Genomic DNA, 15,012 nt, shown 5'->3' on the forward strand with positions numbered 1-15,012 from the left:
CAGACCAACATAGCGCCTGCGGCTGAGACGGTCGCCGACAGACCCGATAGGCCAGCTCAGAGGTGGTAGCGGACCCCGAAGCGAGGGTGCGGCCACCCCGCTGTCAGGCGCCTGACAGCCAACCCGAAACGACGTCCTTCAGCAACGCACATGCAATACTGACCCACGGGAGATGAGCCGGCCGTCGCAGTCGGGAGATGACCGGGCCGTGGCCGATCGGAACCTAATCCTGGCCTTGACGTGGTCTCCCGGAGTGAATCGACGTATTTACCGGCCCGACGCGGAGAACACAATCTGATGGCTTTAACCGAACATCCGACGCAGCAGGCACCCCGCTTCGCGATCGTCGGCTACGCGGCCCGGTTCCCCGGCGCCGCGGATGCGGACCAGTACTGGGACCTGCTGCAGGACGGTCGGGACGCGGTCACCGAGGTGCCCCAGGACCGGTGGGATGTCGAGGAGTTCTTCGACCCGGACCCGGACGCGCCGGGCAAGATCGTCACCCGGCGCGCCGGGTTCATCGACGATGCGACCGGGTTCGACGCGCCGTTCTTCGGAGTCTCGGCCCGCGAAGCCAAGGTGATGGATCCTCAGCATCGGCTGCTGTTGGAGACCGCGTGGCGCGCTGTCGAGCATTCCGGAACCGCGCCAACGTCTTTGGCGAACACCCGAACGGGTGTGTTCGTCGGATTGGCCACCCATGACTTCCTGGGCATGGCATCGGACTCGCTGACCTACCCCGAGATCGAGGCCTACCTGGCGGTCGGCACGTCCAGCGCCGCCGCGGCCGGCCGGATCAGTTATCGGCTGGGGCTGCAGGGACCCGCCGTCACCGTCGACACCGCGTGCAGCTCGTCGCTGGTGGCCATTCACCAGGCCTGCCAGGCGCTGCGGCTCGGCGAATGCGATCTCGCGCTGGCCGGCGGCGTCAACGTCATGCTCAGCCCGGCCACCATGATCACGTTCTCGCACTCCCGGATGCTTGCGCCCGATGGTCGCTGCAAGACCTTCGACGCCGCCGCCGACGGCTACGTGCGCGGCGAGGGCTGCGGCGTCATCGTCGTCAAGCGCCTCGAAGACGCCATCCGCGACGGTGACCGCATCCGGGCCGTGATCCGCGGCAGCGCGGTCAACCAGGACGGCGCATCGGGCGGCCTGACGGTGCCCAACGGAGTCGCCCAGCAGCGGGTGATCGGCGAGGCGCTGGAATGCGCGGGCCTGACCCCGAGCGATATCGGCTATCTGGAGGCACACGGCACCGGGACGTCGCTGGGCGATCCCATCGAGGTCCAGGCCGCGGCCGCCGCCCTCGGCAAGGGCCGCGCCGCCGACCAGCCCCTGCTGATCGGCTCGGCCAAGACGAACATCGGCCACCTGGAAGCCGCGGCCGGCGTCGCCGGTGTGCTCAAGGTCGTGCTGGCCCTGGAACACCAGGAACTGCCGAAACACCTCAACTTCCGCACCCCGTCCCCGCACATCCCGTGGGATCGCATCCCGGTGCGGGTGGTGGACCAGGCGGTCGCCTGGGAACGCTCCGAGCGGCCCCGTATCGCCGGCGTCAGCTCCTTCGGGTTCTCCGGCACCAACGCGCACGTGATCCTCGAGGAAGCTCCGCCGGCGGCGCCCGTCGCCGCGGCTGCCGATGCCGACGAGCGCCGCTTCATGGTGCTGCCCGTGTCCGCGCGCACCCCGGCCGCCCTGGTGCAGACCGCGGAGCAGTATCGCGGCTGGCTCAGCGCCCATCCTGAGGCCACACTGGCCGACGTGTGCCTGACGGCCGGCGCCGGTCGCGCACACTTCGAGCACCGGGCCGCCCTGGTGGTGAACTCCCTGGAGTCCGCACGCGAACTCCTCGGCGCGCTCGCCGACGACCTGCCCGCACCCGGGCTGGTGCGCGGCGACTCGGTCGACACGCCCAAGACCGCCTGGCTCTTCCCCGGGCAGGGCAGCCAGTACGCCGGTATGGCCCGCGAATTGTTCGACACCGAGCCGGTTTTCGCCGAGACCATGACCCGGTGCGCGGAGGCGGTTGCCGATGTTCTCGAAAGACCGTTGCTGGACATCATATTTGACGCGGACGGCACCGAAACCCTGAAGCAGACCCGGCACGCTCAGCCCGCGATCTTCGCCGTGGAGATGGGTTTGGCGAGGCTGTGGCAGTCACGCGGATTCGAACCGGATGTGGTGCTCGGACACAGCGTCGGTCAGTATTCGGCGGCCTGCGTGGCAGGCGTTTTCGGCCTCGAGGACGGCGCCCGGCTGCTGGCCGAGCGCGGCCGGCTGTTCGGAAATCTGCCCGACGGCGGGCGGATGTGCGCGATCTTCGCGGACCCGGATCGCGTCGAGCGCCTCACCGACGAATTCCCCAGCCTCTCGGTGGCCGCCTACAACGGCGCCAACACCGTGCTGTCCGGACCCGCCGCCGACTTGGAGCGCGCGGTCGCCGAGCTGACCGACGACGGTGCCCGCTGTGACTGGCTGGACACCAGCCACGCCTTCCACTCCGCGCTGCTCGACCCCGCCCTCGATGAGTTCGAGACCTATGCCAATGGGTTTGAATTCGGTGCGCCACAACGGATTCTGGTGTGCAACCGGACCGGGGCCGCGCTCGGGCGCAATGCGAAACTCGACGGCTCCTACTGGCGCCGCCACGCGCGCCAGCCCGTCCAGTTCGCCAAGGGCGTCGCCACGTTGGCCGAACTCGGCTGCGCACTGCTGCTCGAGATCGGCCCCCAGCCGGTGCTCACCGCAGCGGCCCTGCGGGCCTGGCCGGATCCCGCGACCGCACCCAAGGCGGTCCCGTCGTTGCGCCGCAACGGCGCCGACCACCGGCAGATCACCGAAGCCCTGGCCAATGCCTACGTCGCCGGACACCTGCCCGACTTCGCCGCCTTGATCCCGCACCCGGCGCGCAAGGTCGATCTGCCCACCTACTCGTTCCAGCATCGCCAGTACTGGTTCACCAGCAAGCAGGTCCAGACGGCCGCCAACGACTCGGCGCGCACCGAGGCTGTCCGGCTGCTCGAGGACGGCCGGATCGAGGAACTCGCCGCGCTACTCGACGCTTCCGGCGGAAGTCAGACGACCGCCGAAGTGCTGAGCAAGCTTGCCGCACAACACAACCAACAGCGCAGCGCGCAAACCATCGCCGACATTCGCTACGAGGTCCGCTGGGAGAAGTCTGTCAACTCCTCCCCTGACGAGATCGGCGAAGGGACGGCCTGGCTGCTCATCGGGGATGACGCGGCCGTCATGCGGCCCTTGATCGATGTGTTGACCACCAATGGCCACCGGCACCGTGTCCTCGGTCTGCCGGTGTCCGATGCCGACGAAGAGCGCCTCGTCGACGAATTGCGGTCCGCGGTCAACGACGAGCCGGGATTGCGCATCCTGCACATCGCCGCGCTCGACACCGACGGCGCGCCATCGATGCGGTCGCTGCTGCGAATGCAGCACCGTGTCCTCGGTGGCACCCAGCGACTGTTCCGCGCGGCCGCCGCTGCCGAACTTCGCACCCCGATCTGGGTGAGCACCCACGGCGCCCAACGGGTTACCGACACCGACACCGTGTCGCCAGAGCAGACCGCCCTCTGGGGCTTCTGCCGCGCCGCAGCCCTGGAATACCCGCAGGTGTGGGGCGGACTGGTCGATCTGTCCGCCCGTGGCACCGACGAGTGGTCCCGGGTGATCAAGCAGGTCGTCACGGCATCTCCTGGCGAGGACCAGATCGCGCTGCGTGAGGATTCCGTACTGGTTCCCCGGCTGGTTCGCCGCACCGGTCAGGCGAACTCGACGCCGTTGGAATTGCGGTCCAACGCAACGTATCTGGTGACCGGCGGGCTGGGCTCGCTCGGCCTGGAGATCGCCGGATATCTGGCCGCGCACGGTGCCAAGCAGCTGGTGGTGACCGGGCGCCGAGCACCCAGCGAAGCCGCGCAACGTCGTATCGACGCGATCCGCGAGCAGCACGGATGCGATGTCCGTGCGATCGCCGCTGACGTCTCCGACCCACACGACATCGCCCGTCTGCTGGCCACGGTCCAGGCCGAACTTCCCCCGTTGGCCGGCATCGTCCACGCCGCCGGCGAGAACAACACCACCGCGCTGAGCTCGCTGGACAGCGCCGAGGTGGACCGGGTGTTCTCCGGAAAGGTCTGGGGTGCTTGGTATCTGAGCGAGGCAAGCGCCGACCTGCAGCTGGACTTCTTCCTATCCACCTCGTCGATCTCCTCGGTGTGGGGTAGCTACGGGCAGAGTGCCTACAGCGCCGCGAACGCCTTCCTGGACGGGCTGACCTGGCGCCTGCGCGAGCAGGGCGTTCCCGGGATCAGCGTGAACTTCGGCCCGTGGTCCGCGGGCATGGCCGATCAAGATGCCCGCGCGCAGCTGGACCGCCGCGGCATTCGCACCCTGTCGCCATCCGACGCCCTGGCCGGGATGGCCGATGTCATGGTGGCCGCCGGTTCCCAGGGCCCGGCAGAAGCTGTTGTGGCACGCATCGATTGGGCCCGATTCCTGCCGATCTACCTACAGGCCGGCCGACGGGCGCTGCTGGCCGAGGTGGCCCGTGAGGTGCCGGAGTCGGTGTCCGCCGCGACAACCGCATCAGGGACCACGCGCCTGGTCGAACAGCTCACCGCGGCCCCTGTGCAGCAGCGGAAGAAGCTCGTCCTGGAACACCTGCGCAACACCGTTGCCGAGGTGACGCGAATCGACGCGTCGGAGATCCGCGAAGAGGCCGGATTCTTCGATCTCGGCATGGATTCTCTGATGGCTGTGGAACTGCGCCGCCGGCTGGAGCAGGCGGTCGGCAAGGAACTGCCCGCGACGCTGGCAATGGACTTCCCCCGGCTGTCCGATGTGGCGGACTATCTGCTGTCCGACGTGCTCAACCTCAACGAGAAGGCCGGCAGTCAGCTTGTGGCTCAGCCCACCTCGCTGGCGACATCGGCAACCGATGAGCCGATCGCGATCATCGCGGTGGCCTGCCGGTTCCCCGGAGCGCCCGATGCCGACGCGTACTGGGACGTGCTGGCCGGCGGAGTGGACGCGATCCGGGAGATCCCCGAAGACCGGTTCGACGTCGATCAGTTCTACGACCCGGATCAGCAGACGCCGGGCAAGATCTACACCCGCAGCGGCGGATACCTGGACAGCGTCGACGGATTCGATCCGGAGTTCTTCGGCATCTCGCCGCGCGAAGCGGTGTGGATCGACCCGCAGCAGCGCCTGATGCTCGAAATCTCCTGGGAAGGCCTGGAAAGAGCGGGCTACGCGCCGTCCTCGTTGCGGGGCAGCCGCACGGGTGTGTTCGTCGGCGTCGGCGCCAACGAATATTCTCATCTGCTGTCGGGCGAATCGGTCGAGAACCTCGAAGCGCACTTCATCACCGGCAACGCGCTCAACGCCATTGCGGGCCGGGTGGCGTTCACCCTCGGCCTGGAAGGCCCGGCGATGGCGGTGGACACCGCGTGCAGTTCCTCGCTCGTGGCGGTCCATCAGGCCAGCCAGGCCTTGCACTCCGGCGACTGCGACATGGCCATCGCCGGCGGCGTCAACGTTCTGCTGAGCCCGGCCTCCATCGTCGCTGCGTCCCGCGCACGGATGCTGGCCCCCGACGGCCGGTGCAAGACATTCGACGCGGCCGCGGACGGTTACGTGCGCGGTGAAGGCTGCGGCGTCCTGGTGCTCAAGCGCCTGAGCGACGCTCAACGCGACGGCGATCGGATCTGCGCGGTCATCCGCAGCAGCGCGGTCAACCAGGACGGCGCCTCGAGCGGCCTGACTGTGCCCAATGGTGGTGCGCAACAACGGCTCATCAACGCCGCACTGACTCGTGCCGGGCTCACCGGCGGCGACGTCGACTACCTCGAGGCGCACGGCACCGGAACTCCGCTGGGTGATCCGATCGAGGTGCAGGCGGCCGCGGCGGTGTACGGCGCGGGCCGCGACCCGAACCGTCCGCTGCTGATGGGCACCGCCAAGACCAACATCGGCCACCTGGAGTCCGCGGCCGGTGTGGCCGGTCTGGTCAAGGTCGTGCTGTCGTTGGAGCACGAACTGCTGCCGCAGAACCTGCACTTCCAGAATCCGTCGCCGCACATCCCGTGGGACTCGTTGCCGGTGCAGGTGGTGGACAAGGCGACACCGTGGCACGCCAACGGCAGGCCGCGCCGGGCCGGGGTGAGCTCGTTCGGGTTCACCGGCACCAACGCGCACGTGTTGATCGAGGAGGCACCGCAACCGCCGGTGTCCGACGACGCCGCCGACGAACCGGTCGACACCACAGTCGTGGCCGAGTCACCCCGCGAACCGTTGAGCCTGCTGCCGCTGTCCGCGCGGTCGTCGCAGGGCCTGGTCGCGTTGGCCCAGCGGTACTCGACCTGGCTGGAGACGCACCCCGAATCCTCGCTCGCCGACGTGTGTTTCACCGCCGGAGCGGGCCGGTCCCACTTCGAGCACCGCGCTGCGGTGGTGGCCACCTCCGGCCAAGAGGCCAAGATGCTGCTGGACGATCTGGTGGCGAATCGGTTGCGTCCCGGCGTGATCCGGGGCGAGTGCACCGACCCGCCGACCACGGCGTGGTTCTTCCCCGGTCAGGGCAGCCAGTATCCGGGTATGGCGCGCGAACTGTTCGACACCGAACCGGTGTTCGCCGACACCGTGCGCCGCTGCGCGCAGGCGGTCGACCCGATGCTCCCGACGCCGCTGCTGGACGTGCTGTTCTCCAGCGACCGCGAGGCCGCGGAGACGCTGCGGCACACGTCATTTGCCCAGCCGGCGATCTTCGCCGTCGAGATGGGGCTGGCCCGGCTGTGGCAGTCGTGGGGCATCGAGCCCGACGTCGTGCTCGGCCACAGCGTCGGCCAATACGCGGCCGCGTGTGTGGCCGGGGTCTTCAGTCTCGAGGACGGCGCGCGGCTGATCGCCGAGCGCGGCCGGCTGTTCGGCAGCCTGCCCGCCGGCGGCCGGATGGTGGCGGTGTTCGGCGACCCCGAGTACGTCGAGCGTTCCGCGGCTGCCTTCCCGCGTGTTTCGGTCGGCGCCTACAACGGCCGCAACACGGTGCTGTCGGGTCCCGGCGAGGATCTGGAACAGATCGTCGCCGCCTGCAGTGAGGACGGCACCCGCTGCACCTGGCTGGAGACCAGCCACGCCTTCCATTCGGAACTGCTGGACCCGGTGCTCGACGAATTCGAAACGTTCGCCACGCAATTCGATTACGCCGTACCGTCGCGGCCGCTCGTCTGCAACCGGACCGGAACCGTGCTCACCAGCGAGACGCCGATCAACGCGCAGTATTGGCGCAGGCATTCCCGCCAGCCGGTGCAGTTCACCGAAAGTGTGCGCACCGTGGCCGATCTGGGCTGCTCGGTGCTGATGGAGATCGGCCCGCAGCCGATCCTGACCGCCGCCGCACTGCAGATCTGGCCGGAGTCGTCGGCCACGCCGCGGGCGATCGTGTCGCTGCGCAAGGGCGCCAACGCACAGCGCCAGATCACCGAAGCGCTTGCCACGACGTACATCTGCGGGCACCGCCCCGACTTCGCCGCCAGGTATCACGCGCCGGGCCACCGGCTCGAACTGCCGACGTATCCGTTCCAGCGGCGCCGGTACTGGCCCAAGACCTCCGGCATCCGGGCTGACGGTACGGCCGCATCCGGAATCCTCGGCAGTGCCAAGGATCTCGCCTCGGGCGACACCGTCTACACCAATGTGCTGTCGGTCAAGACCCAACCGTGGTTGGCGCATCACGTCATCTACGGCACCGTGGTGGTTCCCGGTGCGACGTACGCGGCGATGGCGCTTGCCTCGGCCGGAGCTCCCGCGCGGGTGAAGGAAGTCTTCTTCTACGAGCCGATCATCTTGCCGGACAAAGCTTCCCGCGAAGTCCAGCTCACCCTGCATCCGGTCGACGACGGCTGGAAGTTCCAGGTGCACAGCCGCCCCTTCGGCGTTCGCGACGCCGACTGGTCGCTGAACTCCGACGGAACCCTGCTGGCCGGCGCCGAGCCCGAAGCGGAATCGCAGGAGGCCGCGACCTCTCCCGACGAGGCGATCGAGCAGATGAATCGCACTCGCCCGCAGGAACTGTTCGAGATCTTCCATGACATGGAATTGGCGTGGGGTCCGACCTGGTCCACCTCGCTGAAGTCGCTGTGGGTCGGCGAGGGCGAAGCGATCGGTGATATTGCCGTCGGCGAGGAACTCGGCGAGCATCTGGGCACCGAGCCGATCCACCCGGTGCTGCTCGATCTGTGCACCGGTGTGGCGTTCCCCGCCTTCCCGGCGACCCTGGCCGCCGAGCAGGGCATGACCGACCTGTTCCTGCCGCTGCGGTACGGCCAGGTCCAGCTCACCGAGAAGATGCCGCGGCGGTTCTATTGCCGAGCCCGCTGGCACGAGAACGCCATCACCAACGAAACCCAGGTCTTCGATATCGATTTCGTGGACCGCGACGGGCGAGTGCTGGGCGGGATCAGCGAATTCACCGTCAAGCGTGCCCCGCGTGAGGCACTGCTGCGCGGGCTGGGTGGCGACTCGACCCGGCTGCTCTACACCCTCGGTTGGCAAGAGGCCGCGGCACCGACGGCGGAAGGCACCGACGAAGCCAAGACCGCGACGGGCACCTGGTTGATCGCCGGATTCGACACCCTGGCGACCGACGTGCCGGGGGCCGCCACGGTCACCGACGCCACCGACGCGCAGTCCTGGCAGCGGGCCTTCGCCGAGGCCGCCGAGCGTGGCGCTCCGGTCAGCGGAATCGTCTGGCGCAGTTCGGGACACACGAGCCCCGACGGTTCGACCACCGACCTCGCCGCACGACTCGAGGCCGAGGTGGCGACCCTGCTCGGCGCGGCCCAGACGGCGCTCGCGGAGGGCAATCACTCACTGGCCGATGGGTTGTGGATCGTCACCGAGCGCGCGGTTGCCACCGAGCCCGGTGAGCCCGTGGACCCGGTCCAGGCGGCTCTGTGGGGATTCGGGCGCACCCTGATCGCCGAGCAGCCGTCGCTGCGCGTTCGCCTGGTCGATGGTGACGGCGGCGAGGAGTCGCTGAATTGGCTGGCCGGTGCACTCGGCACGCCGGTGACCGAGCCCGAAATGGCGGTGCGACAAGGGCGTTTCCTGGTGTCCCGGCTCCTGCACTGGGCGCGCAGCGGTCAGCTCACGATGCCGCGCAGCGACGACTACGTACTGGCACCGACCGAGCGCGGCGCGATCGACAACCTCCGACTCACCGAGAAAGAGGTCACCGCGCCCGAGGCGAACGAGGTGCAGGTGCGGATCGAGGCCGCCGGCCTCAACTTCCGCGACGTGCTCAACGTGCTGGGCCTCTACCCGGGTGATCCGGGCCCGATCGGTGGGGACCTGTGCGGTGTGGTCACCGAGGTGGGTTCCGACGTCACCGGATTCAAGGTCGGTCAGCGGGTGTTCGGTTCCATGCAGGGTGCGTTCGCCAGCCGGCTGAACGTTCCGGCACCGCTGCTGGCGACGGTTCCCTACGGAATCGGCGCTGTCGACGCGGCGACCATTCCCGCTGCGGCACTGACGGTCCGGCTCGCCTTCGACTGGGCACAGCTCAAGCCCGGTGACAAGGTGCTGATCCACGCCGCCAGTGGTGGTGTGGGGTTGGCCGCCGTACAGATGGCCCGCCACCACGGCGCGATCGTCTACGCCACCGCGAGCAAGTACAAGCAGGCCACCCTGCGCGACATGGGTGTCGAGTATGTCTACGACTCGCGCACAACGGATTTCGCGGATCAGATCCTCGCCGACACCGACGGCAAGGGTGTTGATGTAGTGCTCAACTCGTTGACCAACGAAGGCTTCATCGAGGCGACGGTTCGGGCGACCGCCCAGGGCGGCCGGTTCGCCGAGATCGCCAAGCGCGACATCTGGACCGCCGAGCAGATGGCTGAGCTGCGGCCCGATATCGACTACGAGATCGTCGCACTGGACGTCACGATGATGACCGATCCCGACCACATCCAGCGCCTGATGGCCGAGGTGTCCGACGGATTGGCCAGCGGCGAGTGGACCCCGGTACCCGCCGAGGTCTATCCGCTGACCGAGGCCAGAACGGCGTTCCGCCGGATGCAGCAGGCCCGGCACATCGGCAAGATCGTGGTGCAGATGCCGAAACCGCTTCAGCCGCACGGGGATCGGAGCTACCTGGTCACCGGCGGTCTCGGTGCGCTCGGTCTGCACACGGCGGCGTACCTGGCGCAGCTGGGCGCCGGCGACATCGTGTTGACCAGCCGTCGCGCCGCGGACGCCGAGACGCAACGGGCCATCGATGCCATCACCGAGCGGTTCCACTGCCGGATCCACGTCTTCTCCGCCGACATCGGCGACGAGACCGACGCTGCCGCACTGCTGGGCAGGATCCGCGCCGAATTGCCGCCGCTGGCGGGCATCGCCCACCTGGCCGGTGTGCTCAACGATGCGCTTCTCCCGCAGCAGGATCTGGAGCACTTCCGGACCACGCTGGGGCCCAAGGCCTATGGCGCTCATCATCTACACCGGTTGACCCAGGACGACGATCTCGAGTTCTTCATCCTGTACTCGTCAGCGTCAGCGGTGCTGGGTTCGCCGGCGCAGGCGAACTACGCCACGGCGAACGCGCTCCTGGACGGGCTCGTCGCGCAGCGGCGGGCGCAGGGACTGCCCGCCATTGCCGTCAACTTCGGCCCGTGGGGTCATGGCGGTATGGCCAGCTCGGAGGCCGCGTTGGCCAACCTCAGCGCGCAGGGCATGATGCCGCTGGAGCCGTCGGCGGCGCTGGCCGCGCTCGGGGAGGCCATCCGGCACGGCGCGGCACAGGCGACCGTCCTCAAGGCCAACTGGCAGCGGACCGCGAAGGTGCTCGGCGGCATCCGGCCGCCGCTGCTGGACCAGGTGTTGCCCAGCGGAGGCGGGGTGGTCGTCGGTGACAGCGAATTGCTGCGGCAGCTGCAGGAGACACCCGTGGCGCAGCGGGCCGCGTTCATCACCGAGTTCCTGCAGCGCGAAGTACAGGGCTTCCTGCGGCTGGCCCAGCCGCCCGCGGCAACGAGCAGGTTCCTGGACCTGGGCACCGACTCGCTGATGGCGGTCGAGCTGCGCAACCGGTTGTTCGGGCAGTTCGGCGGCAAGTTCGACATCAGCCCGACGGCGGTGTTCGACTACCCGACACTCGGAGAGCTCGCCGAGCACCTGGTGTCGCAGCTGCCGGATGCCGACGCACCGTCGGGCGAGGCGGACGCCGCGGAGACTTCGGAAGGCCCCGAGGTCGCGGATTCCCCGGCCGAGGCCGAGGCGGTTTCCGAAGCCGACGCGGCGCCCACATCCGAGAGCTGACAGCCGTCATTGCGGTAGCGGTGTGACCAAGGTCGCACCGCTACCGGCGTGTCCGACAATCCCACACGACGTCGCTGTGCGCTCGCTGTAAACCCACGCTGAACTGCAGAAATGAGCAGGCGGGCATGTCCCGCGAAACGCCAACCCAACCAGTGGGTTGATTAGCCGGCTGAACTTGCTCACAGGGACTTGCGTTCCGGTTACCGGCCGGTATAGTTCACCACTGTTACTGGTGGGTAACTTAGCCCTGAGTCCCCAACCACAAAGCCCAAGTTCAGATGACATTCTCGCTGAGGAGTAACCGTCATGAGCCACTACAAGTCCAACGTGCGTGACCAGGTATTCAACCTGTTCGAGGTCTACGGCATCGACAAGGTATTCGGTGAAGGCAAGTACACCGAGCTCGACGTCGACACCGCCAAGGAAATGCTCGCCGAGATGAGCAAGCTGGCCGCGGGCCCGCTCGCCGATTCGTTCGCCGACTCGGACCGCAACCCCCCGGTGTTCGACCCCGAGACCCACACCGTCACGCTGCCCGCCCCGTTCAAGAAGTCGATGCGCGCGCTGATCGACGGCGGGTGGGACAAGGTCGGGCTTGCCGAAGAGCTCGGCGGGATGCCGGTACCCCGCGCACTGCAGTGGGCCCTGATCGAGCACATCCTGGGCGCCAACCCGGCGGCCTACATGTACGCGATGGGCGCGGGCATGTGCGAGATCTTCTACCACAACGGCACCGACGAGCAGAAGAAGTGGGCCGTCACCGCAGCCGAGCGCGGTTGGGGCGCCACGATGGTGCTGACCGAGCCCGACGCCGGCTCCGATGTCGGCGCGGGCCGCACCAAGGCGGTCCAGCAGGCGGACGGCACCTGGCACATCGACGGTGTCAAGCGCTTCATCACCTCGGGTGACTCCGACGACATGTTCGAGAACATCATGCATCTGGTGCTGGCCCGCCCCGAGGGCGCAGGCCCCGGCACCAAGGGCCTGTCGCTGTTCTTCGTGCCGAAGTTCCACTTCGACCCCGAGACCGGCGAGCCCGGTGAGCGCAACGGCGTGTTCGTCACCAACGTCGAGCACAAGATGGGCCTCAAGGTCTCCGCGACCTGCGAGCTGTCTCTCGGACAGCACGGCGTTCCCGCCGTCGGCTGGCTCGTCGGCGACGTGCACGACGGCATCGCGCAGATGTTCGACGTCATCGAGCAGGCTCGAATGATGGTGGGCACCAAGGCAATTGCAACCCTGTCGACGGGTTACCTCAACGCTCTGGAGTACGCCAAGGAGCGTGTGCAGGGTGCCGACCTGACCCAGATGACCGACAAGGCCGCGCCGCGCGTGACCATCACCCATCACCCGGACGTGCGTCGCAGCCTGATGACCCAGAAGGCCTACGCCGAGGGTCTGCGGGCGCTCTACCTCTACACCGCGACGTTCCAGGACGCCGCCGTCGCCAAGGCCGTTCACGACGTGGAGCCCGAATTGGCGGCCAAGGTCAACGATCTGCTGCTGCCGATCGTCAAGGGTGTCGGCTCAGAGCAGGCCTACGCCAAGCTCACCGAGAGCCTCCAGACCTTCGGCGGATCCGGCTTCCTGCAGGACTACCCGATCGAGCAGTACATCCGCGACGCCAAGATCGACTCGCTGTACGAAGGCACCACCGCTATCCAGGCGCAGGACTTCTTCTTCCGGAAGATCGTGCGCGACAAGGGTGTTGCGCTGGCACACGTAGCCGGCGAGATCAGCCAGCTCATCGCCAACGAGGCAGGCAACGGCCGGCTGAAGACCGAGCGCGAGCTGCTCGCCAAGGCCCTCGAGGACGTTCAGGCGATGGCCGCGTCGATGACCGGCTACCTGATGGCCGCGCAGGAGGACGCCGCCAGCATCTACAAGGTGGGCCTGGCTTCGGTGCGCTTCCTGATGAGCGTCGGCGATCTGGTCATCGGCTGGCTGCTGCAGCGTCAGGCTGCGGTTGCCATCGCGGCGCTGGATGCCGGTGCCACCGGCGCCGACCGCTCCTTCTACGAGGGCAAGATCGCCGTGGCGTCGTTCTTCGCCAAGAGCTTCCTGCCGCTGCTGACCAGCACGCGTCTGGTGATCGAGACGATCGACAACGACATCATGGAACTCGACGAAGCTGCCTTCTAAAGGTTCGACGCTCAGGCGGCCCCGGGATCGTTTCGGTCCCGGGGCCGCCGGCGTTCGGCACGCGGCCCTACGACCAGCGGCGCAGGGTCTTAGGTCACTTTTTGCCAGCAATTGGGCTTCATCAGATAAAGCTCGGGACTTTGGGCCCTGGCAGTTAGCTGACGATCCGCTACATTCTAGGAATGGCAATGCTTGACAGCAACGAGGCGATCGCGGCGAATCCCGTCTCGACCGGCAGAAAGCCGGCCAGTGCGAACCCGTTGGCGAATATTGTCGCGCCTTTCACGAAAGCCGGCGGCTACTACGCCCGCTCGTGGGGCGCATACCTCGACGGCGGCAGCGACGAGTTGCCAGTAGCCCGCCCGACGCTGTCGCTCGCGACCCACGCCCTGCGCGACGAGATCGTCCTCGTGGGACTGCGGTTGCGCCGTCCGCTGAGCGACGCGACCGTCTACGAGCACATCAACACCGAGGTCATCAAGGCCATCGACTTCTACGGCAAGCGGGGCTGGCTGGCCAGGCCGGAAGGCTTCTTCGCCGCGCCGCCCACGCCGACCGACGTCAAGATCACCGCGTACAAGGGCCGTGGCCGCCACGAGCGCATCTCGTTCGACAGCGGCTACAAGCCCTACAGCCGGGAACCCGGTCGCGCGCGCTGGCTGAGCTACACCGGCAACCACCGCGAGTACGCGATGATGCTGCGCCACAAGGAGCCGCGCCCGTGGCTGGTGTGTGTGCACGGCACCGAGATGGGCCGCGCCAACTTGGACCTCGCGCTGTTCCGGGCCCGGCATCTGCACGAGCGGTTCGGCCTCAACGTGATCCTGCCGGTGCTCCCGATGCACGGGCCGCGCGCCAAGGGACTGCCGAAGGGCGCCGTGTTCCCGGGCGAGGACGTCATGGACGACGTCCACGCCACCGCGCAGGCGGTGTGGGACATCCGCCGGGTGCTGGCCTGGATCCGGTCACAACAGCCCGGCGCGAAGATCGGGTTGAACAGCATCTCGCTGGGTGGGTATATCGCGGCCCTGGTCGCCAGCCTCGACGAGGACCTGACCTGCGCCATCCTCGGCGTGCCGCCGGCCAACCTGGTGTCGATCCTGGGCCGCCACGCCGGCCTGGGCATCGACGACCCGCGTCACCGGACACTGGAGTTGGCCGAACCGATCGGCGAGATGATCTCCCCGCTGTCGCTGCAGCCGAAGGTGGCTCCCGAAGGCCGGTTCATCTACGCCGGGGTTGCCGACCGGATCGTCCACCCGCGCGAGCAGGTACTGGGACTGTGGGAGCACTGGGGCCGCCCGAACATCGGCTGGTACCGGGGTGGCCACACCGGGTTCTTCCAAGCCCGTCCGGTTCAGCAGTTCGTCGATGCCGCACTGGTGCAATCAGGACTGGTGGATTCGAGGGCCTAGCCCCAAGAAAACCGCCGCTGGAATCCCCTCTTCTCCAGCGGCGGTTCCTTTGTTCCACGTCAACAGGGACGTAAACAAAGAGGATGCCCCGTGTTGCCGTCGGGTCGGGGGG

General features: G+C 68.1%; 3 protein-coding genes. All 3 read left to right on the forward strand.

Going from position 1 to position 15,012, the window contains the following annotated elements; translation table 11 throughout:
- Positions 1-297: 297 nt before the first annotated feature.
- The 3 genes from EV580_RS22440 (at position 298) to EV580_RS22450 (ending at position 14,900) form a co-directional block, all read left to right on the forward strand.
- Positions 298-11,343, forward strand: a complete 11,046-nt coding sequence (locus tag EV580_RS22440) for a type I polyketide synthase (protein ID WP_133693737.1) — start codon at positions 298-300, stop codon at positions 11,341-11,343.
- A 306-nt stretch (positions 11,344-11,649) separates the two neighbouring features.
- Positions 11,650-13,485, forward strand: a complete 1,836-nt coding sequence (locus tag EV580_RS22445; RefSeq protein WP_133693739.1) for an acyl-CoA dehydrogenase — start codon at positions 11,650-11,652, stop codon at positions 13,483-13,485.
- A gap of 188 nt (positions 13,486-13,673) precedes the next feature.
- Positions 13,674-14,900 carry an alpha/beta hydrolase family protein gene (locus tag EV580_RS22450; protein ID WP_133694139.1) on the forward strand — a complete coding sequence of 409 codons (1,227 nt, stop codon included), beginning with the start codon at positions 13,674-13,676 and terminating at the stop codon, positions 14,898-14,900.
- The last annotated feature ends 112 nt before the right edge of the window (positions 14,901-15,012 follow it).

Origin of the sequence: Mycobacterium sp. BK086, from assembly GCA_004362315.1 — a bacterium.
Taxonomy (GTDB): domain Bacteria; phylum Actinomycetota; class Actinomycetes; order Mycobacteriales; family Mycobacteriaceae; genus Mycobacterium.